The following is a 25,689-nucleotide window of genomic DNA, read 5'->3' as shown; positions in this document are numbered from 1 at the left end:
AGAAGATTAGGACGATTAATCATTCATTATAAAAGCTTAATGGAGTTCAACTTAGTTTCACTCAAAATCAATATCAAAATGAAAAAGTTTTCAATCATTGTATTATCCCTTGTCTTTTTGTCATCGTGTGGAGGTGATAGTGATTCACCCGCACCTGTAGAGATCATGGTTAGTGATTTCACTGCTACCGTGTCAGAAAACCCAACCTCCGGGGATCTCATTGGCACGGTTTCAGCCACTACCACTAGAGGAGCACTGGAGTTTGAGTTGCTAAGTATGAACCCTGTAGGAGCCCTGGCTATTAATAGTTCCAGTGGTCAGATCACTGTGAGCAATGCTGCGCTTTTCGATTATGAATCCACTACTTCAATTACAGCCATTGTCAGTGTAAGTGTAGAAGAAGAATCAAAAACAGCTAACATCACCATCAATATTTCAGACGTAATGGAGGCGCCAAGAGATGGTTTGCTGGCTGAATACCTGTTTTCGGGTAATGCCAATGACACTGGTGAAAATGGTTATGATCCCGAAACTGTAACAGCAACCTTAATATCTGATAGAAATGGTCTAACAAATAGCGCTTATCATTTCGACGGCAATCAATACATAAGTGTATCAAATTTCTCGGAATTATCACCCAACACCGTGAGCATCAGTCTATGGTTTAAGTCAAACTCGGCGATAGCCACACAGAGACTCGTATTTGTTGGTTCAGCAAAGGTTGGTCGGCAAAATTATAGTTTGAATTATAATGTAAATGAGAACAAAAAGGCAGATTTCAGGTATGAACCCGAGCCACCAACAGGTGGTGCTGTGGTTCAATCCGCTACTGAGGTAGATGATAATGTGTGGCATCATTTAGTTGGAATCCGAGATCACGATGCTAAGACTTTGAAAATTTATGTTGATGGTTCACTCGAATCAACTGTAGGGTACATTGAGGATCCTATAATGGCTGATTCGCCCTTAAATTTTGGAAGAGCATTTAACAATCAATATTTCACTGGTGATTTGGATGATATTCGAATTTATGATAAGGCACTTTCAGAAGATGAAGTAGGTCTTTTATTTAACGAAGAATAAGTCTTCCTAAAATTTGTAAAGCAGCTGGCGTCAAGGTAGACTCTAGCTGCTTTTATAAGTACACCAAATTTTGATTGCTCATATGATACAAATCACACATATAAGGTGTAAATTTTACCTATGTGTCGATTCACATTTTATCAGGGTAAGCCTATCAGGATAGGTTCCCTGATCACCGAGCCCAAGCATTCGCTTATCAATCAGAGCATGATGGCAAGGGAACGGGAAGAACCGCTAAATGGTGATGGGTTTGGGCTGGCGTGGTACAGCAAAAATCAAGAGGAAGAACCCGCACTTTTCAAGTCAGTATCTCCGGCGTGGAGCAATCAAAATCTGCACGAATTAAGCCGTGTAATTGAAACTACATGCGTAATGGCGCATGTACGGGCAGCCACCCAGGGCTTTAACGTAAGTGAATCCAATTGTCACCCATTCAAATGGAAGCACTATGCATTCATGCACAATGGCGATATTGGTGGGTTCAGGAATATCAAGCGACCCTTAATTAATCAGCTATCGGAGGAAGCCTTTCAACATATCAAAGGATCCACAGACTCGGAACATTTCTTTGCAATCCTGATTGATGAATTGATTCGACTAGAGCACCTTGAACCATGGGACAGACTACCCTCCGCAATGATGGCGGCTATTCGGAAAGTGCTAGCGCTCATTCAGGAATATGCAAAAGATGAAAAGTCATACATTAACATGGTTTTGACGGATGGTCATTTGGCAGTAGCTGTAAGGCTCACCACCGATTCACCCGATTATGCCGATTCACTTTATTTAAATCTTGGGAAGAAGTATGTGTGTGAAAACGGAGTTTGCTATATGCAGGATCCGGGCTACCATGAAAAGTCTGTCGTGATATCTTCAGAGCCGTTAAGTAAAGATCCGGGATGGGAAAAGGTTCCGGTTAATTCGATGGTATTGGTTGAGGAGGGGAGAATCAAAGATAAAATGGAGATTCATTTGTCCTGATTATTTGTATTTGTCATTCAACCCCACATTCTTCAATATCATAGGTTTGATTTTTTCAAGCCTTTTTTGTTTCGTCTCAGGCCGCTTTGCTTCGGAGATGTGTTCTGCATATTCTCTTCGGCATGAAAGCGTCATGGAGTCAAAAGCCTCAACAAGTTGGCTGTCAGATGCGAGTGCTTCTTTGAGTTCTACAGGAATAATCAATGCCTTTTTCTCCGGTTTGATTTCTTTGCCATCTTTCTGATTCTGGATGGCTTCAGCTATGTATTGAAGTACCAGCTTTTCGTCAATTTCTTCGATAGATCGAAACCGCCACTGTCTCATGCCTTTGGTTTTACCTTCCTGCGCATTGATCAGGACTTTAGCTTCGTCTTTAAGAAAAGATCCGTTGAAAAACCAAAGACCTGCATAGTTTTTAAAAGCACCTATCCCAGCGATATTCTTGTTTTGAAGGCAGTAGGTTGGTATTCCCCATTTCATTTTCTCCTCCAGTTCAGTAGAAAGCAGCAGGCTTCTCAGCTTCTCAAGCAGAGGGCGGTATTCTTCGTTCCACGAAAAATACTCTTCCGGTGTTTTTGCCATTTTCATGGTGTAAAATTAATCTCTGTCAAATTGAAAATTTTGATATGCTGACTTCAATTCTGAAACAGCCTTTTGATCGTTTTGCCTTTCTGCTAATTCAATTCCAACTTTAAAAGTAACATCCGCTTCATCCCACAATTCCTCATCCCATAGCAGATGAGCTGCTTTGAAGTACGTCGGAAGGTAGTCAGGGTGGTCGTTGATTAGTGATCGAAGCAGCTCAAGTGATTTAGTTGGTTGCTCTGCGTAATACTCCATTGCCAACGCATATTTATTGAATGGATTTGATGGTTCATCTTTGATGAATTGTTTTAATAATTCAATGCGATCAGAATTCATCATGCTAAAGTACTTTTGAAGTCGTTCAATTAAAATCTTATTCAATGCAGAAACTAAAAATCACCTTTACGTTTATGGCAACCCTTATGCTTGGTACCACCTTTTCTCAGCAAGCAGACTCAACAGACTTCTACTATCAAATCCCTGAATATCCGGAGACATATAATGCGGGTACAGTAGCATCCAGACTAGTGGATGGACTGGGCTTCCGGTATTATTGGGGTACAGCAGGGTTGACGGAAAGTGATCTTAGTTATCGACCAAGCGAAGGCGCAAGAAATGTGGAAGAGACCATTGATCATATTCTAGCATTGACGCAAATCCTGGTAAATGCTTTAAATCAAAAGCCGTTTGAGGGAGTAGAGATCGATGGGCTTACTTATCAAGAGAAAAGGAGAAGAACGCTGGAGAACATTAAGGAAGCTAGTGAGATTCTGAAGAATGCAAATGGAGAAGATTTGACCGGATACAATATGGTTTTCCCAAATGTGGAGTTTCCTTTCTGGAACCTAATCAATGGACCGATTGCCGATGCGATTAATCATGTGGGGCAAATAATCACCTTGAGACGAACGAACGGAAATCCGATTAATCAGAATATCAGTGTACTTCAAGGCAAAGTGAGAGATTAGCCGTGCTTAAGCTTCAGGACTAGAATTGTTCCGGTCAGAAGCAAAGTAACCGAATTTGCTAAAATGATTGGAATATCACCTATGTGAATACCATAGGTTAGCCAACAAGCAACTCCTAAAGTAAAAATCAGGTACATACCTAATGAAAGACTTTCGGTTCTTTTGGTTCGAATGGTTTTGATCGCCTGGGGAGCAAAAGAAACAGTAGTTAGGAAGGCAGCAATAAATCCTATGTAATCCATTAGTTCGCAATATGTCTAATGATTATTTCAGCATGCTCCCTAGAGTTTTCTATAAACCAGGCATTGGTTTTCAAGCCCCCGCAAATGACACCAGCCAGGTAAACGCCCGGAACATTCGTCTCCATGGTCTGCTCATCGTAAACAGGTGTTTTGAACTCATCATCACCAATCTCAACACCTACATGCTTCAGGAATGAAAAGTCAGGCTGATAGCCGGTCATCGCCAGCACAAAATCATTTGGAATAGTCGACTGCTCTTTTGGCGTTTGAATGTCAATGGAGTGTTCCTCTATTCTGGTAATGTTACTTTCAAAATATGCTTTAATTGAACCTTCTGTGATTCGATTGTCAATATCAGGTTTTACCCAGTATTTCACTCGTGGGTTTATTTCTTCTTCCCGGATGACCATGGTCACACTTTTAGCACCTTTCCGATATACCTCCAATGCGACATCCACAGCAGAGTTGGCTGCACCAACGACTGCAACATCCATATCATAATAGGGGTGTGGTTCGTCATAGTAATGTTTCACTTTCGGCAAATCCTCTCCCGGAGCATTGAGCATGTAAGGGAGGTCATAAAATCCAGTAGCTATAATCAGTTTTTTAGTTGAGTATGTACGCCTGCTTGAGTGAACCTGAAACAGTTCATTTTCCTTTTTCACTTCTTCTATTCTTTCATAAAGACGTGTTTTTAACTTCCAGGAAGAAGCCACCCTTCGGTAATACTCCAGAGCTTCTTGTCGCGTGGGTTTTGGATTATGAGAGATAAAAGGCACATCGCCGATCTCCAATCGATCCGAGGTAGAGAAGAAGGTCATGTTTCGGGGGTAGTTATAAAGCGAATTAACCAAACATCCTTTGTCCACAATGACATAGGAGAGGTTTGCTTTTTCGCATTCAATACCGCATGCCAGACCTATGGGACCAGCTCCAACAATTAAAACATCAACAGCTTCTCTCATGGTGCGAAGGTACTGCTAGAAGGATTTTTCTTCCAGTCTTTTGATAAAAGCATTTGTAATTGGTGTCAGGTAATCGAATAACTCAAACCTTCCCTCTTTTCCTGTCTTATTCACAGTAATGGCAATTACCAGATTATACTCAGGATAAATTGCCAATAACGCCAATCCTCCAACAGCCATCCCTCCGTGGTGAATAACCGCTACTTTTCGCTCTCCATTAAAATACCTTTCCGAGTAATTATGTCGCCAGCCCAAAGCATAGTATTGTTCATTAATGGAATCATTTACCAGTCGTTGGGGTGTTGTAAGCAATTCTGTTGTTTCAGAATTTAAGTACACGGAATCCAGTAGCGCATTCCCAGCCCTTACCAGATCAGAAGGAGTGGAGAGGAATCCACCTCCGGCCCATTTGTTGCTGAGATTTACATCAACCGTTTTTTTAAAGAGATTCCCATCCACATCATACGGAACAGCCTTATTAGGTATAGGTACATCATGCTTATCTGGCCTGGTGTGGATCATTTCCAAGGGCTTAAACACGCCATCCTCCATAAGGTTAAGGAAATCCATGTTTGAGGCCTTCTCCATAGCATAACTTAATGCGGTATAGTTGAAGGAACTATAGGAAAATGCCTCATCGGGACTGAATAACAATTCATCACTTTCAAAGTCAACCAGGCTTTCTTCCACGCTTTCAAATTCCTTATTCCGATAATATTCCCAGACCGGAAAACAAAAACAAGTGCTATAGTTTCTGATTCCCGACTGATGTGAAGCGAGTTGGCGAATGGCGATTCTTGGCTTTTCATTAAAATGGTCTGTGTAGAATTGGATGGAAGAATCCGGATGAATTTTCTGCTCCTGAATCAACTTGCCTAGTCCCAGAGAGGTCAATGCCTTTGAGACACTCCCAATCCGATAGCTTGTGGAGGTATCGGCTGGTACATTATTGATAATATCCTGAAAACCAACAGCATAACTCCACACCATTTTTCCGTGAATTATTGCCGCAATTGATATGGATGGGGAATTACTAACCTTTTGAATGCTATCTATAATACTTTTTGAAGAAGTTATAGCCTCTTTATAATTGATATCTTCAATTCCTTCAAACCTTTGTTCAAAAGTGTTTTTGGGAATAGACTCCCATCCAAAATTCCAATCGACTACAGGCTGAAACAAGCAATAGAGTATCCAGCCCAGTCCAATAAGACCGAGCAAACAACTGATTTTTTTCATGGTCTTAGTTTTTTAGCCGTTCAGATTTGATGAATTCCAATCCTTTGAAGAGAAGGATAATTTCAATAATAGTGGCAGGGATAAGCATCAGATACCCTAGTAAAAAAAGGATGACTATTGCGAAGAAAAATCCTGCAATTATCTCGGTGATACCAGCCATTTTGGCTAGCTGTCCCATTCCATCCTGTAGCCTCATAAGACCAACCCCAAAGACGATACCTACTGCGCCGACACAAATAGATTCACCAGCCCCAAGTGTTAGTAGATTGGTCTCGCTGATAGGATAGAAAATGCTAAAAATGTCGAAAAAGGTAATGATGCCAAAAAGACCAATCATAATGAAACCGGCTATTTTCAAAAGGTAGTTTGAGAAATAATCCCCCAGTTTGATCAGTCCGCACACAAAAAGAGCATAAGATATAAAGTATCCTAATTTAGAAGCTATAAAAAAACCAATAGAATCAACTTCATAGAGGTTCTCAAATCTTTCATATTCAAGAACTGCATCTAAAAATCCTAAAACAAAATAGACAATGCCGGAAATCCAGGCTGCTTGCAGCCATGATTCTGTAGATTGCAGATAGTCGTCTGATCTGGTTACTTCAATGGTGCTCTTAAAGCTTTCAAAATCTGCATCCAAGGCAGAGAGTAATATCTTGACTGTAGAAGTTCGTGGTGTTACTTCACCAGATTCAATGCGCTGAATGGTTCTTACGCTTACATTGCATGCTTCTACCAGCTCTTCTTGCGTTAAGTTCTTTTGTTGACGCAGGTCGGCCAGTCGTTTTCCAAGTTCAGGTTGTTTCATTTTCAGTTTATTTTTTCAGCAATTCTATCTCGAACATAGACTGTTTGCCAAAAAAACTGATTGCAATATACCCGTCATTTACCCGTCATTTATTCTGAATGGTCAGAAAACAAGAAAACCATCCGCCAACTGGCGGATGGTCTCTACTATGATACGTATTAATATGAAGAGGATTCAATCAATACGTACGCTCCACCTTACCTAATCCATATTCCTTTTTAGTGATCTCTTTCGTGTTTCCTTTGAATTGAATTTTACCAGCACCATACACTTTTGCATCCAGAGTATTTGTAACATTTACTTCCATGTTTCCCGTGCCTGTGAGTTTGGCTTCTGCAGACTTAAGGTCAAGTTCGAAAGCTTCGATTTTTCCATATCCTGAAAGAGAGAAATTCGCATTGTCCGCATACCCTTTGAGCGTGATTAATCCACCTCCGGAATTGTCAATAGATAGATTTTTACCTTTGATATCGGCATCTAAACTACCTGATCCTGAAAGGGTTAATGTGAGGTCTTTAGAGGAGATTGAGTTTTCACTAATGATTTTACCACTGCCGTACACATTCAATGCATTCACTTCTTTCATTGAAATGAAGACATCCAGTTTTGGAGCGATCTTAATATCATCGATTTGTTCCCAAACGCTTTTATTCTTTTTATCCCTTTTGATGTTGATATTGAGAACTCCATTTTCGACCTTGAATTCAGAAATATCTAAAATTTCCTTCAATGCCCTGACTTCTATTTTGGTCTCATTGGATTGCTTTAGGTAGACAGTGTATCTGGAGTTTACATTGATTGAATGAAAGTCTTCTATAATTGCAATGGTTTCATTGACCACCTGCGATGATTGCGCATAAGAGAGGGACGGAATGGCAATGAGTAATGTGGCTATCAGTAGATTTTTCATAGTTGTCATTTTTACTAATAAATAGATGCCACCTCCATGCCAATACTCATTATTGCGTCTTAAACACTTTTACAGAATGAGCAACATTCCCAATTTGAGAATCCAAGTGTTTTTCTGAGAATAAAATCTGGAATTAAATGAAGAAAAAAAGTCGTCCCACCACTTCAAATGGTGGGACGACTAAAAGAAAAAAACTACTACAAAAGTTTATGACATATTTACTGAAGCAGCTTCATATTATCCAGGGATCAATAAACATATCCTAATGCTGTTTTATCATCGTTTGTAAAAGGTCGATCGCCTTCCGGGCTTCCGCATGCCAGCATCCAGCTATTGGCACTTGGTCCTGTTGGTGTTCCCGGGATATGGTTGGCACCTACACCGCCATCACCTTCATTGTCTGGTGCACCTCCACAACTATAGCTTCGATCCATATAGTCTGTGTGTCTAAAACCAATGCAGTGACCCATTTCATGTGCGATTGTGGTTGCCAATCCATTGATGTTAGATACATTATCATAATACCCTCTGGTCATTAAGATGGTTCCATATGGATCTCCATTCTCAGGGAATCCCGCTGATCCTAAAATTCCAAACCAGTAATAATACCACGGAGAAGCTTTGATAGTAATATCGGCTTGTCCTGAACTGGAAACCCTGTTAAAAGTAAGATTCAGGCTTTCATCATTGTATCTGTCAATCGCAATATCAGTTGCATCCTTATACTTCTGCGGCATGTTTACAAATACATTGATCGTTCTTGGAGTCCCCGTTACCAGATTATCCGTGTGATAATGTTCTTCCACTGGTAACCCATCGCTAGGGGACATTCTTTCAAGCTGATCAAGTGAGATTTTAATATCACCTTCAATAAAAAGGTTGCCATTATACATTTTCACTTCATCAGCATTAAAGCCTAATGCAGCTACTTTTTCCAATACCTCTTTAGGTACTTCTTCCAATTCTGGTCTTTGTGTTTCATTTTCCTGGCAGGACCATAGCATTGCCAGAGTTAGGGCGAGGATGCCCAACTGGTTTAATCTTCTCATAATATTTAAAATTTGGTTCTTAAGTAGAAATATAAAAAAATATTACAGGAACATGAAACCATTATAGGAAAAAGTGCTACTTGAAAATTCTATGGGATAATTGGTAAGAAGAGTCATTACTGCCATCAGCTATATTTTACTAAAAGGACTGTATAAGGCTTCCCAAATTGACCATAATTGCTAACTTCGAGGTTCGAAAATTGGAGGGGCTGAACCGTTTTGCTTCTCGCTTGTTTCTAATAAAAAACACTCGATTGGATAAATGAAAATATTAGTTTGTATTACGCACGTGCCGGATACTACTTCCCGCATTGCATTCACGGATGGAGACACCAGGTTTGATAAAAATGGGGTTCAGTTCATCATCGGACCATATGATGATTATGCGTTGGCAAGAGCAGTTGAATTGAAAGAACAATCCGGAGGAAGTATCACGGTATTAAATGTTGGAGAGGCGGAAACGGAACCAACTATCCGAAAAGCACTAGCTATTGGAGCTGATGATGCGATTCGAGTTAATGCCTTTCCGGAAGACGCCCTTTTTGTAGCTAAGCAGATAGCTGCTGTAGCAAAAGATGGTGGCTATGATCTTATACTTATGGGACGTGAATCCATTGATTTCAATGGGGGTCAGGTTCACGGCATGGTAGGTGAGCTTTTGGGAATACCATCGGTATCTCCGGTAATGACACTGGATATTAATGGAAGCAATGCGAAAATCTCACGAGAGATTGAAGGTGGTAAAGAATATATGGAGCTACCACTTCCATTTGTAGCAGGATGTCAGGAACCCATTGCTGAATGGAAAATTCCTAATATGCGAGGGATTATGAGTGCGAGAACCAAACCTTTGGAGGTTAAAGATCCAACCGGAGATGCACCTAAAACCAAAGTGAGCAAGTTTGAATTACCTCCTGCAAAAGGAGATGTGAAGTTGATAGATCCTGACAACATGGATGAATTAGTTAACCTATTGAAGAACGAAGCAAAAGTTATATAACATGGCAGCATTAGCATTTGTAGAATTAGACGAAGGAAAAGTAAAAAAATCATCGTTAGAGGCTGTTAGCTATGCTAAAGCTGTAGCTGGTGATGTTACCGCTATTGTTTTTGGTAAAACCGATGACATGGATGAAATCGGTAAAGCTGGGGCCAGCAAGGTATTGAGTGTGACTGATGATAAACTTTCTGCTCCAAACATTATGGCTTATGCGTCAGCTATTGCTGAAGCTATGAACCAAGAAGGTTCTGATCTTTTGGTATTAGCTAAGAGTTCATTAGGTGATCCTGTTTCGGCACGTGTTTCTATTAAGGTAGATGCTTCTTTAGCATCCAATGTGACTGATCTTCCTAATACTTCAGACGGTTATTCAGTTAAGAAGAGCATTTATACAGGAAAAGCTTTTGCTAATACGAACCTTGAAGGTGACAAAAAGATCATCATTATCAAGAAGAATGCAATTGCTATTAAAGAAGATGGTTCTTCACCTGAAGTAGTGGATTTTTCGCCATCAACCAATGATTCAGATTTCACCGTAAAAACTACTAAGGTTGAGAAAGCAGAAGGTGATATTCTATTACCTGAAGCTGATTTAGTTGTTTCCGGTGGAAGAGGGCTTAAGGGGCCCGAAAATTGGGGAATGATTGAGGAATTAGCTAAAGCATTAGGAGCTGCTACAGGTTGTAGCAAACCTGTTTCTGATATGGACTGGAGGCCTCACCACGAGCACGTGGGTCAGACAGGCATAAAAGTTAGTCCTTCATTGTATATTGCTATTGGAATTTCAGGAGCAATTCAACATTTAGCAGGGGTGAACTCTTCTAAATATATTCTTGTCATTAATAAGGATTCGGAAGCTCCGTTTTTCAAGGCTGCAGATTATGGTGTTGTAGGAGATGCCTTTGATGTAGTTCCAAAACTTATTGAAGCAATCAAGAAGGCACAGGGTTAATGGCCGATGATAAAATAAAATTAGAGATATTGGGACTGTCATCCAGTCAGTCCCAATCAGGCTCTTTTGCGCTTGTTCTTGGAGAGTCAGGAGGAAATAGGAGGCTGCCAATCATCATTGGCATGTTTGAAGCCCAGGCAATCGCCATAGAGATTGAGAAGATTGTCCCAAACCGTCCGATGACTCATGATCTTTTTAAGGCCTTTTCCCACAATTTTGATATCTCCGTAAAAGAAGTTTATATCTCAGACCTAAAAGAGGGGGTGTTCTTCGCTCGAATCATTTGCGAACATGAAGGAAAAATTTTTGAAATTGATTCTCGTCCTTCAGATGCAATCGCAATAGGCTTAAGATTCGATGTTGATTTTTTTACAAACGAAAATATCATGACAGAAGCCGGCATTGTTTTAACAGATGAGTATGAGGAAGAAATCGTGCAGAAGGATGTTAAAAAGGCTGAGAAAACCAGCATTGAGGACCTTTCATCCAGCGAGCTTGAAAAGCTATTAAATGACGCGCTGGACAAAGAGGACTATGAAAAAGCAGCTCGTATCAGAGATGTGCTGAATAAGCGAAACTAACATGGAGTACATAAGAGGAATCGCCGGATTAATTGGCTTGGTGGCTATAGCATGGGCGCTTTCCGGCAACCGAAAACGAGTTGATTTTCGACTGGTTGGAATAGGCATTGTGATTCAGGTAGTGATAGGGCTGATGATAGCCAATGTAGAATTCGTCAATCAGCTATTCAGTTTAATGAGTTCCGGATTTGTAAAGTTCCTCAACTTCGGATTAAAGGGGGCAGAATTCCTATATGGTGACCTGGCTAAAAATAGTGATGCGATTCAGGATGCCAATCACAACCTTGGTTTTTTGTTTGTCTTTCAGGCATTGCCTACTGTAATTTTCTTCTCAGCTGTAACTGCCGGGTTGTACTACCTGGGGTTACTTCAAAAGATTGTATACGGTTTTGCCTGGATCATGGCGAAAACAATGCGGTTGTCTGGAGCCGAGAGTTTATCTGCCGCCGGCAATATTTTTCTAGGTCAAACTGAAGCTCCACTTTTAGTGCGTCCTTTTATAGGAAAGATGACCAATTCTGAGCTGAATTGTCTTATGACTGGCGGCATGGCCACAATAGCCGGAAGTGTGCTTGGAGCTTATGTCTCGTTTCTTGGTGGTGGTGACGTAGCGCAGCAGGAGATTTTCGCTACTTATCTGTTGAGCGCATCTATTATGAATGCACCAGCCGCAATTGTGATGGCAAAAATTTTCCTACCCGAAGACCAACCGGAAAAGATTGATGGTAGTCTTAAAGTAAATAAAGAAAATATTGGGGTAAATCTTGTCGATGCTTTGGCAAGGGGAGCCTCGGATGGAGTGAAACTGGCATTGAATATTGCTGGAATGCTTTTGGCCTTTATAGCAGTCATATTTGCATTGAACTGGATTTTGGTAGATGGAATAGGTGAGTTGTTTGGCTTGAATGAATTTGTAATCAGGACGACTAATGGGGCATTTGAAGGCTTCTCACTTCAATATATTCTTGGACAAGTTTTCAGGGTATTTGCATTCATCATGGGAGTGGATTGGGCAGAAACGATCAAAGTAGGTTCCTTATTAGGGCAGAAGACGGTGATAAATGAATTTGTTGCATACCTTAGTTTGGCGGATATGAAGTCTGCAGGATTGCTATCGGAGAAATCAATTATTATTTCTACATATGCTCTTTGTGGATTTGCAAATTTCAGCTCAATTGCAATTCAAATTGGAGGTATTGGCGGGATGGCTCCTAGCCGTCAAGCTGATCTTTCTAGACTTGGCTTGAGAGCGCTTGTTGCAGCCACACTCGCTACTATGATGACAGCTACCATTGCTGGCGCTTTGTTTGGATAAAAATATTTCCTACATGAAAAAATCAACTTTATTCCTATTTGTAGTAAGCTCATTAATCATATCTGGTTGCGGTAAAGATGATGTAACCATGCCATCATTTGAGGAGCAGCTTGCTATTGATGTCAAGATCATTGAAGATTATTTGGATGATAATAATATCGCAACTCAAAAGGATGAATCTGGAATTCACTTTGTCCATACTGAAGATGGGGTTGGAGAAATGCCTGAAGTGGGTGATTTTATTTCATTGAAAATCGTAGGAACTATTCTAGATGGCCCTGTTCATATTCAGGATACAATTGGGTTTACACTGGAACTGGTAAACCCCATAATAGAAGCTCTTCTAATCACTATTCCAAAAATGAAGGAGAAGGGTAAAATGACTGTTTATGCCCCCTCGGTCTACTGTTTCGGATCCATGCAGTCCGGTAATGTACCACCTAATTCAAATTTTATATTTGAAATAGAGTTGCTGTCAATTATTAAAAACGAAGAAGATCAATTAGTTGTTGATGAAAGTATTATTGATGAATATCTTCTTGAAAAGAATATTGAAGCGGAAGTACATCCTTCAGGAATTAGGTACGCCGTAGAAGAAGAAGGAAGTGGAAGTAGCCCTACCTCTCAGGATGATGTACAAGTAAAGTACATTGGCAGGTTGTTAAATGATTATGTTTTTGACTCAAATGAAATAGGTGTGGTGTTTTCCTTACCAAATTTGATTGAAGCTTGGCAAATAATGATCCCTGAAATGAAGGAGGGGGGCAAAATAATTATCTATTCACCATCTAAGTATTGTTATGGAACTGAAGGTACCCAAACCATACCTCCCAATGCAATTTTAGTGTTTGAAATAGAATTAATTTCAATTCGATAAATAAAGCCACCATTGTGGTGGCTTGATACTAATTCAAATCTATATCCACTTCATATCCTTTGACTGATATCTCGATTGGCTTGGTTCCTTTACCATTTTTGGCTTGAACTTCAACTTCTAACTTATCATCGTCCTTGATGTAGCGAGTCACATTTACTTTTGCTTCATCGTAATCAACACTTCCGTATTTTACATCTGCTCTTAAAATAAAAGATACATCTCTGATTTCGATTCGAGAATTAATGTACTTCCCATCAATTGAAATATGTGTGACCGATGAGTTTAATTTGTTAATCTCCAATTCATCTTCATAAGCATTCAAATCCACACTTCCTGTCAAAGAGCCTATCGAATGATTCCCATACTTAGAGTTGAGGCTTTTAAATGTTCCAAGAACCCCGATCTCAGTTTCATCCTCATACGATTGATCAAAAACAATAGATTTTACTTCATCAATATCGAAGTTGCTGTATTTGCTGTTTTCCAGTCTAATTGTGCCGATTTTCTCAGCCTCTATGTCCATTTCATATAGCGTCAACCTCGCATCACCCAACCTTTCATCAATATTAATTTCGCCATATTTAAAGTTTCCATTTAGCTCTTCTATGGCTCCAATTTGAATATCAGATTCATACGAAGTAGCTTCCATTGTTCTCACATTATTTAATTCTAAATCTGAATATTTAGTGTTTATTTCCAATTTGCCTATGTTTCGTGAGTTCAATTTTTGCTCGTAGATTTCCATGGTTGCATTTTCAATACTTTCGATGGTTGCCGATCCATATTTCAGGTTCATTTTGGCTGTTTTTATATTGCCAGCTACTAAATCTCCTGAGTATTGCGTGAAATCAACATCACCGAAATTCCCAATGAGTTTGACATCTTCATAAGAATTTCTAATCGTGTAGGGGCTGGAAGCAGGGGCTTTGATTTTATATATAAGCTGAGCATCGTCATAATCGCCCAGGTTAATCTCCATTACAAGTCCAAAAAAGGACTTTTTTATTCCTCGGTTGGGAAAATCAAGATCTGAATTGATTGAAACCTGACTACCAGTGTAGTTGATATTTTTTTTAACCAACTCTTCGAACTGATCCAAAAACTCCTGGATTTTATCAGTCATTTTTCCGTCGTAGCGCACGGAAGCTTCTATTTCTACTGAATTTTTATCCCATGTTTCAACTATGAGTTCAGTGTATTTGGCCTGAATATCTATTCTGTCGGATGAAGATATTGACAAGGTAACCTTTGTACTCCTTGTTTCTCCATCATTTTTGGCCTGTACCCATAATGTTATACTACAGGCTAATGCTATTAGTATTAGTTTCTTCATTTTCTTTAAATTTATTAGTCCTTTTTATTTCCAGTTCCAGCTTTTTCAGCAGTCTGATCTTCTTTTCATAATAGTCCATCAAGACTCCTACAAGCTGTGCTTTATTGATTTTACCAATGTCTTGCCGATACATTAGATTGATTTGGTCAAGTGTTTCTAACTCTTCGAATATCCAAACAAAGTCTTGTTGTGACTTCACCTGCTTCAAAGGAATTGATGCCTCCAGGTGGCTGATCTCTGTGAGATAGTTTTTTTCAATTGCCTTGTACTCTTCTGATATATCTCCAAGAGTGGCAAGTTCTTCTACCTTATTTTGTAAAGTGATATTATGAATCAGCAATCCAATGGATGTAGATATGAACAGAACTGCTGCAGCTTTCCACCATTGCATGGTTGATCTCTGCTCAGGCTTCCACTGTTTTTTTATACCATCCCACAATTCGGCGGGTGGTGATTCAATATCTAGTTGATCTTTCTTTTTCTTTATAATCTCTTCAATATTCATAATGATGTTGAAGTTTAGTTTTCAATAATTGCTTTGCATGCCTGAATTGAGTCTTGGATGTTGATTCAGTAATTCCAAGCTGCTCAGCGATTTCTCTATGCTTATAACCTTCCAGTAGATGAAGGCATAATACTGTTCGGCATCCATCCGGTAGCTCTTTTATCGCATTATGCAGTGTTTTATTATCAACCAGCTTTTCATCTAACTCTTCAGATTTAAGATCTTGTTGATCCTGGATATCTTCAAAATAGATTTTCCTTTTTCGAACGTACTCCAAACCTATATTCACCACAATACGTTTAAGCCACCCTGCAAAAGCCATTGGATCTTCCAAATCTCCAATTTTTCTAAAGGCCCTGACAAATGCTTCCTGAAGTAAATCTTTGGCTACATCATTATCATTGGTCATCCTTGTGAGTGTACTATACATAGCTTTAGCATAACTGTTATATAGGTTGAAAGCCGCCAACTCGTTTCCCTTCTTTAGTTGTTTAATCCAGACTATTTGTGTTTCGGTCACAGGCTATTGGCGTTTTCTATGGGTAGGATGATATAAAGTCCAAAAGGTTGTATGAAGATAAAAGTTTAGGCATAAAAAAACCCTGAGCTACTGACTCAGGGTTTTTTAGATTTTAAGCTTTAACTATTTATAGCTTTCGTTTTGCTTTGGAGCACCAGCCATGATATCATCACTGGCAAACTCCTCAAACTTCTTGAAGTTCTCTACAAATCGAGAGGCCAGATCGTTAGCTTTCTTATAGAAGCCCTGATCATTTTTCCATGTTTCTCTCGGACTCAGGATCGCATTTGGTACACCCGGACATGTCGTTGGAATCTCCGCACCGAAAATAGAGTGCGTTCTATATCCAACATTGTCAAGTTGACCGTTCAATGCTGCTGTGATCATAGCTCGGGTATACTTCAGGCTGATTCTGTTCCCCACACCATAAGGACCGCCTGTCCATCCGGTGTTTATCAGCCATACGTTTACTTCATGTTTGTCCATTTTAGCACCTAACATTTCAGCATATTTGGTAGGATGAAGTGGTAGGAATGGAGCTCCAAAACATGCTGAGAATACCGGTTCCGGCTCAGTTACTCCAGCTTCCGTCCCAGCAACTTTAGATGTATATCCGGAAATGAAGTGATACATCGCCTGGCCTTTGTTCAATCGCTGAATAGGAGGGATTACACCAAAAGCGTCACAGGTAAGGAAGAAAATATTTTTAGGAATGCCACCAATAGAAGGCTCCATCGCATTTCTGATGTGGTGGATAGGGTAGGAAGCTCGTGTGTTTTCAGTAACAGACGAGTTTTCATAATCCACCTCTCTCGATCCTTCTTTGAATCGAGTGTTTTCAAGGATTGCACCATACTGAATAGCCTTGTAGATATCTGGTTCTTTCTCCTCGGTCAGATCAATCACTTTAGCGTAGCATCCACCTTCAAAGTTGAATACGTTTTTCTCAGTCCAGCCGTGCTCATCATCTCCAATTAACAATCTATTAGGATCTGCAGAAAGGGTTGTTTTACCTGTTCCGGAGAGTCCGAAGAAGATGGCTGTATCTTTTTGCTCTATCCCCATGTTAGCTGAGCAATGCATACTCAGTACTCCTTGCTCGTGGGGAAGCATGTAGTTTAGAACAGAGAATATACCTTTTTTCATCTCACCTGAATAAGCGGTTCCTCCAATTAGGATCATGCGCTTGGTGAAATTGATAATGGCGAAATTTGACTGACGTGTACCATCTGTTTCAGGATCGGCCTGAAATTCAGGAACACACAGAATAGTGAAATTTGGATCGAAATCCTTGATCTTATATTCATCAGGGCGCAAGAACATGTTGTAGGCAAACAGGTTGTGCCATGCCATGGTATTGATGACACGCACTCTTAATCTGTGAGTCTTATCAGCGCCAGCATACGCTTCTCGCACATATACTTTTTTATCCTCGATGAACTTTACCATCTTATTGTAAAGCTTGTCGAAGTTATCTTCTGAAAAAGGAATGTTGATATTGCCCCACCAAACGGAATCTTTGGTGTTTGCATCTTCTACCACGAATCGATCTTTTGGAGACCGTCCGGTGAATTTACCCGTATCACACATCAAAGCACCAGTAGAGGTAAGTACACCTTCACCGCGCTTCAGTGTTTCCTCAATAAGTTCTGATTGGCTCAGATTCCAATGTGCTTCTTTTACCTTAATGCCTAAGTTTGAAAGATCGCTTTTGCTGGATTTTACGCCGTATTCTTGCATTTTTTAATGGGGTGTTGATAAATAATAAAATCCCGAACTGATCGGGACTCAAACGTTTGCGCGAAGTTACTTGATGTCAGTCTTTCTCGAAAAAAGGATTGACAATTTCTTTTTTATACTTTTCAATTAGCTAGCCAATATTCCCTTGCCGATAAGGTACGAATCGAACTTGGGAATCTCATGATCTAATATTGGGATGTCCAAGTCTCCAGCTTTTTCAATAGCCTTCACAAGGGCATACGGTTTTAGAAAGGTCAGGGCATAGTAAGCAATAAAATGGTTAAGACGAAAGCATTATGGAATGCGCTGTGCGAGCCGGCAAGGGAATCTCTAGCTTCGTTCCTATTAAATGCCTAAGTCTCCAGTTTTTTCAAAAGCCTTCGCAAGGGTATAGGGTTCAGTTAATCTTCTTTTTCAAAGAAAGGATCAACCACCTCTTTTGGTGTTGGCTTGGTTAATAAGCTTACAATCACCAAAGCAAGTATAGAAGTTATTAATGCCGGAATAGCGATCATCTTTGAATCATAGATAAATGAAAACCATCCAAGATCCAATGGATTTGCCGCCGTGGATCGGGTAAAGACTTCAATGAGGATGACGGATAGCATTCCGGCTAAAATCGATGCAATTCCTCCTTGTTTTGTCACTCGCTTCCAGAAGAAGGTTGCTAACAATGGAGGTGCCAATGCCGCACCAATCATGGTGTAAGAAATAAATGCCATCGACAAAATCTCTTCGAACTGTGTCATGATCAAATAGGCAATGAAGCCAAGTATGACGATCGCACTTCGCTGAATAATCAGTTTTGTTTTGTCCGATGCGTTTTTAATGTAATATTTCTCAAGAATGTCTCTAGAGAAATTAGTTGAGGTGACCATTAGGAATGTGTTTCCTGTAGATAAAATAATAGCAGCCCCGCCTGCAAAAAGTAGTGATCCTACAAAAGCAGGAAGTTTCTCGAAACCAATCCGTAAAATAATCTCTTCCGACATGGGCGCATTCACGCTTCCGTCTGGCATAAAGAACCTTGGGTCGTGTGCATATATAGCAAAGCCTACAACAGCTAAAAGACACATCAGGAATTCAATTCCCACAACACCAATAAACATTCCCATCACTGCCTTTTTTGCAGATTTTGCATCTTTCGCTGAAGAAAATTTTTGATATACGCTGCTCTCACTCAAAAGCAAGATTAATGTAGGAAGCATAATCCCGACATACCACATTGGTTCATGTCCTTCAGTAATAGAAAGGTGATTTGGACTTACTTCGTTAATAGTATCAATGACATTACCCCAACCACCAAAACCACTAATCGCAAATGGCACGGCCAGGATAATGGCAGTAATCATGATGATCCCGTTGAAAATATCAATGGAAACGATGGACACCATTCCAGCAAGGGCAGTGAATGCTATTATAATGATAAAAGTGATGAATGTACCTTGCTCAACGGAAATAGCTCCTTCTGTCAAAATGGATAGAAACCTTCCTCCACCTTTAAATTGATACCCCGCAATAATGAGATAAGCAACGATGATGGTGATGGTACCTAAAAGGCGGGCAAGAGGAGAGTACCGTTTTTCAAGAATATCGGTAAGTGTGTATTGCGAAATTCTACGAACTCTTGCCGCTATAAAGTAAACAGCCAAAATACCGATCCAGGCACCTAATGAAAACCAAAGCTCTGAGAATCCAACCTGAAAAGTCAAGCCTGCAGTACCAAATAAACTACCTGAGCCTATCCAGGTGGTAACCAGAGTACCAACTAGTAGATAGACAGGAACATTTCTGCCTGCTACAACAAAGTCTTCTTCATTCTTTATACCCCTGCTTTTGTAGATGATGATTCCTGCTAAAAGGAGGATGTAGCCAATGGTTACTATTAAATAGGTCATGTTGCTTATTTAAAATAAGCCGCCAATTTAATCATTATGTACTTCTTGGATAACCTCTTTTATAATCTTAATAAATTTCTCAGGAGAATCGAGTGAAGCATAATGTCCGCAGTTATCTATTTCGAATATTTTATTGATTCCTTTTAACTTTCGGATGTAACCTATGTTAGGGGTGGGGTCTTGTTTTCCATGTATTACATAGACAGGGATAGTTAATTTCTCTAGTATTTTCACCTCGTCCATTAGTTCTCCATCAGCGATTGATTTTGCAAGCACTTCTCTGAATTTCGGATCTGTTTTTTTGAAATCATTGACCAATAGTTTAACAATTGAATTATCTACGCAAAGTGATTCAATGCTACTTTTTATTGATTCGAACGTGGGATGTGCATCAAGGAAGGTTCCTAATACTTCCGTAGGCATAAATGCTTCTTCAATATTCAACGGTCTTTTTAATGGAGGCGAAGCAAACAAAACAAGCCCAGTACAATTTTTAAGTGACGGTGCAACTTCAAGGGCAATATGACCACCCAACGAGTTTCCAATTAGGATAAACGGTTTGTCTTGTGGAATATGTCGAATGGCAAATGCCCGAAGTTCATTCAGGCTATAATCACTCTCCGGATTACTGTAGAAATTCCCACTATGACCAGGAAATGTAATAGTGTGAACATCATCAAATGCACCTCTCAGATCATTAAAAACTGCTGATGATGACGAATTTCCATGTAGGCAGACTAATTTCATAGGCGAAAACTGGTTTAGTATTAGCTAAAATTTAATTAAATTGAGATAGATCAACGCACGAAATCAAAAAATGGACATTTCACATTTGATTTCAAGATTCTCGCAAGAGCCAACCGATAGCTACCTGAGCCCACAGTCTCTGGATAAAAAGCCTGAATATGAGATAAGGGAGAAGTCCATTATTTGTCTGACCAAACAAAATTTATTTGGATATGCACCTTCAGAAATAAAGTGTATTTCGCAGCTGTATGAGGTGATCCATCCCGAAGATCGGGAAATGGTCATCCGTTTTTCCAAAGCATCTATTGATTACTTTAATAGTGGCAATCTGAAACCGGGCCGGTCTCAAACAAAAATTGTATTTCGTGTCATTGGTAAGAATCGCAAATTGTACTACTACTTAAGGCATGCTGTTATAAGTGGTATTAAAGATAATGCTGTAGCATCTAATTATACCTATCTAAGTGACGTGAGCTGGCTGAAACCGAAGGTTGGCTCCTGGCAGTTGAAAGGACCAGGAGCAGAGCATTTTAGGTTTCACCCTTCAAGTGAAACTGGGCAGGAATTTATTTTTACAAAACGTGAAATTGAAATCCTAAGAATGTTGGCCCGTGGATTTTATTCGAAAGATATTGCTCAAGGCCTTAAACTTTCCAAGCACACTGTAGATACGCATCGAAGGAATATGATACGTAAGGCCAAAGTGGCCAATACCGCAGAGTTATTATCATTAGCATGGGATATGAATCTAAAAATATAAGCCGGATCGATACGGAATATCTCTTCCAGATTGAAGCACCAAAAAAAGAGACCATTCGTAATTTTTGGGACTCTGAAGTCAATCGGCCATCAGATGAAGTGGGAGAAGGCATTTTTTTGACACAGGATAAATCTATCCTGGCAGGATACCCGGCTTCTGATTTTCGCTCAGTAGATGACATATATTCATTAATTCATCCTGATGATGTAGATAAAGTGGTTAATTTCTCCGTACGAGGTTTGGAATTTATCAACAATAATATGGGAAAGCCACTGACATATAAATCACAGATTGTTTTTAGCATCAGAGCAAAAGGAGGAAACTATAAAACCTTTTTAAGAAAATGCTTTATAAATGGGGTGAACGGTTGTAAAGCAACCCGAAATGAAGGATACCTAAAAGATATTTCCTGGATGTCCGGTGTGAAAAGTGGTTCGTGGAAGCTGGATGGAGAGGGTACAGAATTTGTTGATTTCAAATTCACGAAAGCAGGAAAATTCTCCAAAATATTAACAACTCGGGAAATTGTGATATTGAGACTTCTTGCCCGAAACTTTCACTCCAGGGATATTACGGAAGCCCTCAAAATCTTCCATCATACTGGAGATATGCATAAAAAAAATACGCTGAATAAAGCAGAAGCCACAAGTACAGCATAGTAATTAATATGGCTAAGGATTTTAATTTATGAAACCGATTAGTAGTAAGCTCGACCAAATTTTTTCTGAAACTCCACAACCTGACGAAATTCATCATAACTTTTTTGATAGAAGGAATATTGGCCCAGCTTATGAAGCTGGTAAAGATTTCTTTAAGATTAATTCCAAGCAAAGCATCGGAGGCTTTAGCTGTAGTGAATTCAGTTCACTGGACGATATTTACGAATTAATTCACCCTCAAGACCTTTCCTTTGTTATCGATTACGCGGTTAAGGCAGTGGAGTTTGCTAATACACAAATGGATAACGTCCTAAGCTGCAATGGTCAATTGATATTCCGGATTGTAGGAAAGGATAGACGAGAATATACGGTATGTCGAAAATCGTTTGTCAGTGGAGCTATTAATAATAAGATAACTAGAAATGTTTCATTTTATTCCGATGTAACCTGGATGAGGGCAAGCCCAAAAAGTTGGTGCCTAATGGGGGATAATTCTCAATATTTTGATCTTAAGTTTCAGGAGGTAGAGTTATTTAAAGATATATTTTCGACACGTGAAGTAGAAGTTTTAAGGTTATTAGCTAGAGGTTTTCACTCTCGTGATATTGCTGAAGCACTTAAGATTTCCCGCCATACAGTGGATACACATCGAAAAAATATGCTTCGAAAGGTTGATGTCGCTAATACCCCGGAGTTACTTACATTGTCGCGAGATATGAATCTTATATAAGCGAATCTTAATTTAAACTCAATACCCAATAAGGGTTATTTCGCTAAAAAACAATACCCAATATTGGGTATTGACCAGCAGATTTTGATGTTTTTCTTTTACAGTCATTGATTTTGTGTAATTCATTTTCTCACATTCTAGTCAAGCTGTCATGAAAAATTATCATTTATTTACTTTGACCATTATTGCACTATTTATTGCAGGTTGTTTTTTTGAGGATGAGTCCAATAACGAATTAGATGCTCGGTTCTCAGCTGACAAAACGATTGTAGACATTGGGGAACAGGTTCAGTTTACCGATGAATCCACAGGCAATCCTTCTACATGGCAATGGGAGTTTCCCGGAGGCACCCCGGAAACATCTACAGAGCAGAATCCTATCGTAACATATTCAGAGGAAGGTTTTAAATCAATTACGCTTACTGTTTCTAATGGGACTGAAACTGATATAGTGGAAAAATTGGATTACATAGAGGTGGATTCAGACCCAATTGTTATAGATGACTTTGTAGCCGAATTTGAAGTGGATAAAAATGTTGTTGAAGTTGGAGAGGCAGTTCAATTCACAGATGTGACTGAAGGAGCGGCTACATGGGAGTGGGAATTTCCCGGAGGAGATCCGGAAGTCTCAACGGAACAAAATCCAATTGTCACTTACTCAACCACCGGCTTCAAGACTGTTATTTTAGCTGTCACTGATGGTGAGAGTAGGACTAGTGTCAGTGAGAAGGAAGACTTTATTGAAGTAATTACCCCACAACTAACTGAGAGTGAGATTATTGAGAAGTATGATCAGGCTTTGATAGACTTGAAGCAATTCATTCAATATACTTATCTGTTTGATGCCGTGCTCACAAATCAATACCAGTTGGGCGGTGATTGGTCTGATATTTACGATCATTCATATTCTCCATCCAGCGCAAAAGTGGAGAAGCTTTGGAATGATGGTTTCCAAATATTGGATGATATCGCATTGATGTATTTGAATCTTTCAAATATTTCAGATCAAAACCTAATGGAACTGTACGGAAGCAGATTGAAAGTGGTGGACTCGTATGTTAGACATATTTTATTGAACTATTTCGGATACATTCCTTTTTACGGACCTGGGAAAACGGATGAACTCAGTTGGAGAGTGGCTGTCTTGGCAACTATTGAGGATACAGATCTTTTTATATACGATATTTCGGGACAGGCAAACAGTTTACCGAAATTTGATGATGGCTATGTCGAATATGGCTCTGATGTGACATTCACAGACGTGTTCCTTCAAGCTTTTAGAATGCGATTTGGTCTGACATCTATAAGCGGTTTAACGCTGAGAGATCCTTTTGATATAGAAGCCGATTTTGAAGACATAGCGTTAAATCATGTTTTTATTGAGAGTCCTTATGATGAAATTTTTGATAATGCATGGAGACGTGAAAACATTTTGGGTTTTGCAGCTGACGGGGATGCAGAATTCAGTAGTTTTTTCAACATAGGCGATTATGTGCCGATTATTCGAGCAACAGAACCCACACTTATTTATTTAGAGACCTATTTGAGGCAAAGAAATCCAGATGAGATTATTGGTGATGAGGCTGATGAAATAAATGATTTTGAAGCCATTTATAATGAATTAGCCACTAAACATGGATACGAAGGCTTGCCAACAACTACAAGTGAAGAAATTCTGGATATTTTATTTGAGGTTTGGATAGAAGATTTCAGGTATGAGGGAAGAGCATTTCAAGTGATGAAGCGCTTTGACAAAGCCAGAGAAATGCTTGATATAGAAGATTACCAACAACTGCTTCCAATTCCGCAATCTGCGATTGATGCTAATGTAAATATCGAACAGAATCAGGGGTATTAACAGATATTTATTTGATAATCATAAGTCTAACTTAATGAGTTCAAGCTATAGAGCTAACTAAAAAATAGAAAAACCCTCCGAATAGGAGGGTTCTCGCCCATAGCTAACTGATCCTATCATGAAGGGCAGTCAGTATCATTGTATGTTTCGTCCCAGCAGTGATAAGCAGTGTCTTCAAAGTGAGCTTCGCTTTTTACCCGTCCTTCACCTGTTGGTTTGTTCCAATCTACTTCAATGGTATTGGAAGCATTTGTGTCTACAATAGTCACGCTTCTATTGAAGTCGGCATTTGTATTTGCAGTATAGGTGATGCTGCTCTCAAAGAAGTTTCCTTCTTTTTCCACATTGAAAGTTGAGGTGGCCACACCTGTCGCTTCAACATCGCTCCATGTAACAGATAACCATGCTGAAGGACTTTCAGGGCTTTCATAAAGTGTCCATGATCCGGCATCTGCGTGCAGGTTTGATTTACCTTCAAACCATACAAAATCTTCGAATGATCCGGCCAAAGAAATGTATCCTGTCCAATCTACATCTGAACCATCAACGTCAGCTGTTAGTCGTACATTGTATGAGCCTTTGCCGGCCACATTGATATCATACTCCCAAATCCAAAGCTCTGTTTCCGTATTGTAAGTTGCATCCTGATTCAAGCCTATTTTAAATGCTGTTACAGGCACAACCAGGTTAGAATATAAAATGGCTGAGTATACTCCAACGCTTGTTGCAGCGTAGGCCCAGTTGTTTACTGCTGCAAGTCTGCCTCCATCTTCTTCAAAGTTCTCAAAGTTTGGTGCCATACTGGACTCTGGAGGCATATTAGGTTGCGGATCTTGAGCAGGCCCATCATCATCCGAGCATGACCAAAGTAGTGTCATCGGGATTAATGCGATTGCTAGTATCTTTTTCATGTTGATTTTGTTTTTTTTTGATTCGATGCTATGAGAGCAACCGACATGCCAATACAGAGAAAGTGCATTTGGCGCTCTTGAATAAGGTTTTTACTTAGTTTCTTTTTCTCAAAATGAAAAGGATGGTTCGGATTTGAGAGGATTGCGGTTTGGGCATCCTCGTTATAGATGAGGCGAGATGGATTGTAAGCCAGTTGGTGACAACACCAACCGTGGCAGAGTAGTTAAGAAGGATAGCATTTGGATGTGCTTCAAAACCTTACTAATGGATTTGATCAGCCAACTGGCTGACTGTTCCTAATTTCTACCTGAAGTTTGTCCAAATAATCTGTTAGGGGATTGAATCACTAGTTAGGTTTAAAGACCTGGCCTGTTAGTTAAAGTTCCCCTATCAGTATCCTTTAGTTAAACATGATTTTAGGATATTAAACTATATCCTAATCTTGAAATAATTCAACGGGGTGAATCTAAAG

Annotated in this window: 27 protein-coding genes; 12 read left to right on the top strand and 15 right to left on the bottom strand. The window is 39.6% G+C overall.

Annotation, left to right across the window (positions count from 1 at the left end; all coding sequences use genetic code 11):
* The first annotated feature begins 78 nt into the window (after nucleotides 1–78).
* Together RIC88_RS00615 and RIC88_RS00610 are read left to right on the top strand one after the other, a co-directional pair.
* Nucleotides 79–1,083: a LamG-like jellyroll fold domain-containing protein gene (locus RIC88_RS00615; RefSeq protein ID WP_350215484.1), complete on the top strand. Its 1,005-nt coding sequence runs from the start codon at nucleotides 79–81 to the stop codon at nucleotides 1,081–1,083.
* A 120-nt stretch (nucleotides 1,084–1,203) separates the two neighbouring features.
* On the top strand, nucleotides 1,204–2,064 hold the full coding sequence (locus RIC88_RS00610) for a class II glutamine amidotransferase (protein WP_350215482.1): 861 nt from the start codon (nucleotides 1,204–1,206) through the stop codon (nucleotides 2,062–2,064).
* Here RIC88_RS00610 and RIC88_RS00605 read toward each other — a convergent pair whose 3' ends face one another.
* Together RIC88_RS00605 and RIC88_RS00600 are read right to left on the bottom strand one after the other, a co-directional pair.
* Nucleotides 2,065–2,646 (bottom strand): YdeI/OmpD-associated family protein, encoded by a 582-nt coding sequence (locus RIC88_RS00605; RefSeq protein ID WP_350215480.1) that lies wholly within the window; start codon nucleotides 2,644–2,646, stop codon nucleotides 2,065–2,067.
* 15 nt (nucleotides 2,647–2,661) lie between these two features.
* A complete protein-coding gene (locus RIC88_RS00600; RefSeq protein ID WP_350215478.1) occupies nucleotides 2,662–3,030 on the bottom strand; it encodes a tetratricopeptide repeat protein in 369 nt (122 codons plus the stop codon).
* Between RIC88_RS00600 and RIC88_RS00595 the strand changes: the two genes are divergently transcribed.
* On the top strand, nucleotides 3,030–3,617 hold the full coding sequence (locus RIC88_RS00595; protein ID WP_350215476.1) for a DinB family protein: 588 nt from the start codon (nucleotides 3,030–3,032) through the stop codon (nucleotides 3,615–3,617). The two genes, RIC88_RS00600 and RIC88_RS00595, sit on opposite strands and share 1 nt — an antisense overlap.
* Here RIC88_RS00595 and RIC88_RS00590 read toward each other — a convergent pair.
* From RIC88_RS00590 to RIC88_RS00565, 6 genes are all read right to left on the bottom strand, one after another.
* Complete coding sequence (locus RIC88_RS00590; RefSeq protein ID WP_350215474.1) at nucleotides 3,614–3,859, bottom strand: SemiSWEET transporter; 246 nt, start codon at nucleotides 3,857–3,859, stop codon at nucleotides 3,614–3,616. The genes RIC88_RS00595 and RIC88_RS00590 overlap by 4 nt on opposite strands.
* Nucleotides 3,859–4,824, bottom strand: a complete 966-nt coding sequence (locus RIC88_RS00585) for a YpdA family putative bacillithiol disulfide reductase (protein ID WP_350215472.1) — start codon at nucleotides 4,822–4,824, stop codon at nucleotides 3,859–3,861. The genes RIC88_RS00590 and RIC88_RS00585 overlap by 1 nt, the downstream gene beginning before the upstream one ends.
* Nucleotides 4,825–4,839: 15 nt before the next feature.
* The gene (locus tag RIC88_RS00580) at nucleotides 4,840–6,063 is read right to left on the bottom strand and encodes a serine hydrolase domain-containing protein (protein ID WP_350215470.1); all 1,224 of its coding nucleotides are present in this window, start codon (nucleotides 6,061–6,063) and stop codon (nucleotides 4,840–4,842) included.
* Between the two features lie 4 nt (nucleotides 6,064–6,067).
* Nucleotides 6,068–6,871, bottom strand: coding sequence for a helix-turn-helix domain-containing protein (locus tag RIC88_RS00575; protein ID WP_350215468.1), 804 nt, complete (start codon nucleotides 6,869–6,871; stop codon nucleotides 6,068–6,070).
* A 178-nt stretch (nucleotides 6,872–7,049) separates the two neighbouring features.
* Complete coding sequence (locus RIC88_RS00570; protein WP_350215466.1) at nucleotides 7,050–7,781, bottom strand: head GIN domain-containing protein; 732 nt, start codon at nucleotides 7,779–7,781, stop codon at nucleotides 7,050–7,052.
* Between the two features lie 248 nt (nucleotides 7,782–8,029).
* A complete protein-coding gene (locus RIC88_RS00565; protein ID WP_350215464.1) occupies nucleotides 8,030–8,830 on the bottom strand; it encodes a M57 family metalloprotease in 801 nt (266 codons plus the stop codon).
* A 262-nt stretch (nucleotides 8,831–9,092) separates the two neighbouring features.
* Between RIC88_RS00565 and RIC88_RS00560 the strand changes: the two genes are divergently transcribed.
* The 5 genes from RIC88_RS00560 to RIC88_RS00540 are packed head-to-tail and all read left to right on the top strand — an operon-like array spanning nucleotide 9,093 to nucleotide 13,555.
* Nucleotides 9,093–9,830 (top strand): electron transfer flavoprotein subunit beta/FixA family protein, encoded by a 738-nt coding sequence (locus RIC88_RS00560; protein WP_350215462.1) that lies wholly within the window; start codon nucleotides 9,093–9,095, stop codon nucleotides 9,828–9,830.
* A gap of 1 nt (nucleotide 9,831) precedes the next feature.
* Nucleotides 9,832–10,782: an electron transfer flavoprotein subunit alpha/FixB family protein gene (locus RIC88_RS00555; RefSeq protein WP_350215460.1), complete on the top strand. Its 951-nt coding sequence runs from the start codon at nucleotides 9,832–9,834 to the stop codon at nucleotides 10,780–10,782.
* Complete coding sequence (locus RIC88_RS00550; RefSeq protein ID WP_350215458.1) at nucleotides 10,782–11,363, top strand: bifunctional nuclease family protein; 582 nt, start codon at nucleotides 10,782–10,784, stop codon at nucleotides 11,361–11,363. The genes RIC88_RS00555 and RIC88_RS00550 overlap by 1 nt, the downstream gene beginning before the upstream one ends.
* A gap of 1 nt (nucleotide 11,364) precedes the next feature.
* Nucleotides 11,365–12,678 carry a NupC/NupG family nucleoside CNT transporter gene (locus tag RIC88_RS00545; protein ID WP_350215457.1) on the top strand — a complete coding sequence of 438 codons (1,314 nt, stop codon included), beginning with the start codon at nucleotides 11,365–11,367 and terminating at the stop codon, nucleotides 12,676–12,678.
* Between the two features lie 13 nt (nucleotides 12,679–12,691).
* Nucleotides 12,692–13,555 (top strand): FKBP-type peptidyl-prolyl cis-trans isomerase, encoded by an 864-nt coding sequence (locus RIC88_RS00540; RefSeq protein WP_350215455.1) that lies wholly within the window; start codon nucleotides 12,692–12,694, stop codon nucleotides 13,553–13,555.
* Nucleotides 13,556–13,583: 28 nt separating this feature from the next.
* On the opposite strand, the gene RIC88_RS00535 is transcribed toward RIC88_RS00540, so the two are convergent.
* From RIC88_RS00535 to RIC88_RS00510, 6 genes are all read right to left on the bottom strand, one after another.
* Entirely contained in the window at nucleotides 13,584–14,888 is a 1,305-nt protein-coding gene (locus tag RIC88_RS00535) for a hypothetical protein (protein WP_350215453.1), read from the bottom strand.
* Entirely contained in the window at nucleotides 14,854–15,393 is a 540-nt protein-coding gene (locus tag RIC88_RS00530) for a hypothetical protein (protein ID WP_350215451.1), read from the bottom strand. The genes RIC88_RS00535 and RIC88_RS00530 overlap by 35 nt, the downstream gene beginning before the upstream one ends.
* Nucleotides 15,383–15,913, bottom strand: coding sequence for an RNA polymerase sigma factor (locus RIC88_RS00525; protein ID WP_350215449.1), 531 nt, complete (start codon nucleotides 15,911–15,913; stop codon nucleotides 15,383–15,385). Before RIC88_RS00525 ends, RIC88_RS00530 begins: the two co-directional genes overlap by 11 nt.
* A 123-nt stretch (nucleotides 15,914–16,036) precedes the next feature.
* Complete coding sequence (gene pckA, locus RIC88_RS00520; RefSeq protein ID WP_350215447.1) at nucleotides 16,037–17,653, bottom strand: phosphoenolpyruvate carboxykinase (ATP); 1,617 nt, start codon at nucleotides 17,651–17,653, stop codon at nucleotides 16,037–16,039.
* 401 nt (nucleotides 17,654–18,054) lie between these two features.
* The gene (locus RIC88_RS00515) at nucleotides 18,055–19,551 is read right to left on the bottom strand and encodes a sodium:solute symporter family protein (protein ID WP_350215445.1); all 1,497 of its coding nucleotides are present in this window, start codon (nucleotides 19,549–19,551) and stop codon (nucleotides 18,055–18,057) included.
* A 27-nt stretch (nucleotides 19,552–19,578) separates the two neighbouring features.
* Nucleotides 19,579–20,298: an alpha/beta fold hydrolase gene (locus tag RIC88_RS00510; protein WP_350215443.1), complete on the bottom strand. Its 720-nt coding sequence runs from the start codon at nucleotides 20,296–20,298 to the stop codon at nucleotides 19,579–19,581.
* Nucleotides 20,299–20,368: 70 nt separating this feature from the next.
* On the opposite strand from RIC88_RS00510, the gene RIC88_RS00505 reads away from it, so the two are divergent.
* From RIC88_RS00505 to RIC88_RS00490, 4 genes are all read left to right on the top strand, one after another.
* Nucleotides 20,369–21,058: a LuxR C-terminal-related transcriptional regulator gene (locus tag RIC88_RS00505; protein WP_350215441.1), complete on the top strand. Its 690-nt coding sequence runs from the start codon at nucleotides 20,369–20,371 to the stop codon at nucleotides 21,056–21,058.
* On the top strand, nucleotides 21,034–21,717 hold the full coding sequence (locus tag RIC88_RS00500; RefSeq protein WP_350215439.1) for a LuxR C-terminal-related transcriptional regulator: 684 nt from the start codon (nucleotides 21,034–21,036) through the stop codon (nucleotides 21,715–21,717). Before RIC88_RS00505 ends, RIC88_RS00500 begins: the two co-directional genes overlap by 25 nt.
* Before the next feature lie 28 nt (nucleotides 21,718–21,745).
* Nucleotides 21,746–22,447 (top strand): response regulator transcription factor, encoded by a 702-nt coding sequence (locus RIC88_RS00495; RefSeq protein ID WP_350215437.1) that lies wholly within the window; start codon nucleotides 21,746–21,748, stop codon nucleotides 22,445–22,447.
* A gap of 151 nt (nucleotides 22,448–22,598) precedes the next feature.
* Nucleotides 22,599–24,305 carry a PKD domain-containing protein gene (locus RIC88_RS00490; RefSeq protein WP_350215435.1) on the top strand — a complete coding sequence of 569 codons (1,707 nt, stop codon included), beginning with the start codon at nucleotides 22,599–22,601 and terminating at the stop codon, nucleotides 24,303–24,305.
* A 116-nt stretch (nucleotides 24,306–24,421) separates the two neighbouring features.
* Here RIC88_RS00490 and RIC88_RS00485 read toward each other — a convergent pair whose 3' ends face one another.
* Nucleotides 24,422–25,216, bottom strand: a complete 795-nt coding sequence (locus RIC88_RS00485; protein WP_350215433.1) for a hypothetical protein — start codon at nucleotides 25,214–25,216, stop codon at nucleotides 24,422–24,424.
* Nucleotides 25,217–25,689: the final 473 nt, after the last annotated feature.

This window comes from Ekhidna sp. (genome assembly GCF_040220215.1).
Lineage (GTDB): Bacteria > Bacteroidota > Bacteroidia > Cytophagales > Cyclobacteriaceae > Ekhidna.
This window is presented reverse-complemented; position numbering and strand designations above follow the sequence as displayed.

Bases quoted from the DNA above. Each gene is read 5' to 3' on its own strand.
- RIC88_RS00615 (WP_350215484.1), top strand. From the start codon at position 79: ATGAAAAAGTTTTCAATCATTGTATTATCCCTTGTCTTTTTGTCATCG.
- RIC88_RS00610 (WP_350215482.1), top strand. From the start codon at position 1,204: ATGTGTCGATTCACATTTTATCAGGGTAAGCCTATCAGGATAGGTTCC.
- RIC88_RS00605 (WP_350215480.1), bottom strand. From the start codon at position 2,646: ATGGCAAAAACACCGGAAGAGTATTTTTCGTGGAACGAAGAATACCGC.
- RIC88_RS00595 (WP_350215476.1), top strand. From the start codon at position 3,030: ATGCAGAAACTAAAAATCACCTTTACGTTTATGGCAACCCTTATGCTT.
- RIC88_RS00590 (WP_350215474.1), bottom strand. From the start codon at position 3,859: ATGGATTACATAGGATTTATTGCTGCCTTCCTAACTACTGTTTCTTTT.
- RIC88_RS00585 (WP_350215472.1), bottom strand. From the start codon at position 4,824: ATGAGAGAAGCTGTTGATGTTTTAATTGTTGGAGCTGGTCCCATAGGT.
- RIC88_RS00580 (WP_350215470.1), bottom strand. From the start codon at position 6,063: ATGAAAAAAATCAGTTGTTTGCTCGGTCTTATTGGACTGGGCTGGATA.
- RIC88_RS00575 (WP_350215468.1), bottom strand. From the start codon at position 6,871: ATGAAACAACCTGAACTTGGAAAACGACTGGCCGACCTGCGTCAACAA.
- RIC88_RS00570 (WP_350215466.1), bottom strand. From the start codon at position 7,781: ATGAAAAATCTACTGATAGCCACATTACTCATTGCCATTCCGTCCCTC.
- RIC88_RS00565 (WP_350215464.1), bottom strand. From the start codon at position 8,830: ATGAGAAGATTAAACCAGTTGGGCATCCTCGCCCTAACTCTGGCAATG.
- RIC88_RS00560 (WP_350215462.1), top strand. From the start codon at position 9,093: ATGAAAATATTAGTTTGTATTACGCACGTGCCGGATACTACTTCCCGC.
- RIC88_RS00555 (WP_350215460.1), top strand. From the start codon at position 9,832: ATGGCAGCATTAGCATTTGTAGAATTAGACGAAGGAAAAGTAAAAAAA.
- RIC88_RS00550 (WP_350215458.1), top strand. From the start codon at position 10,782: ATGGCCGATGATAAAATAAAATTAGAGATATTGGGACTGTCATCCAGT.
- RIC88_RS00545 (WP_350215457.1), top strand. From the start codon at position 11,365: ATGGAGTACATAAGAGGAATCGCCGGATTAATTGGCTTGGTGGCTATA.
- RIC88_RS00540 (WP_350215455.1), top strand. From the start codon at position 12,692: ATGAAAAAATCAACTTTATTCCTATTTGTAGTAAGCTCATTAATCATA.
- RIC88_RS00535 (WP_350215453.1), bottom strand. From the start codon at position 14,888: ATGAAGAAACTAATACTAATAGCATTAGCCTGTAGTATAACATTATGG.
- RIC88_RS00530 (WP_350215451.1), bottom strand. From the start codon at position 15,393: ATGAATATTGAAGAGATTATAAAGAAAAAGAAAGATCAACTAGATATT.
- pckA (WP_350215447.1), bottom strand. From the start codon at position 17,653: ATGCAAGAATACGGCGTAAAATCCAGCAAAAGCGATCTTTCAAACTTA.
- RIC88_RS00515 (WP_350215445.1), bottom strand. From the start codon at position 19,551: ATGACCTATTTAATAGTAACCATTGGCTACATCCTCCTTTTAGCAGGA.
- RIC88_RS00510 (WP_350215443.1), bottom strand. From the start codon at position 20,298: ATGAAATTAGTCTGCCTACATGGAAATTCGTCATCATCAGCAGTTTTT.
- RIC88_RS00505 (WP_350215441.1), top strand. From the start codon at position 20,369: ATGGACATTTCACATTTGATTTCAAGATTCTCGCAAGAGCCAACCGAT.
- RIC88_RS00500 (WP_350215439.1), top strand. From the start codon at position 21,034: ATGGGATATGAATCTAAAAATATAAGCCGGATCGATACGGAATATCTC.
- RIC88_RS00495 (WP_350215437.1), top strand. From the start codon at position 21,746: ATGAAACCGATTAGTAGTAAGCTCGACCAAATTTTTTCTGAAACTCCA.
- RIC88_RS00490 (WP_350215435.1), top strand. From the start codon at position 22,599: ATGAAAAATTATCATTTATTTACTTTGACCATTATTGCACTATTTATT.
- RIC88_RS00485 (WP_350215433.1), bottom strand. From the start codon at position 25,216: ATGAAAAAGATACTAGCAATCGCATTAATCCCGATGACACTACTTTGG.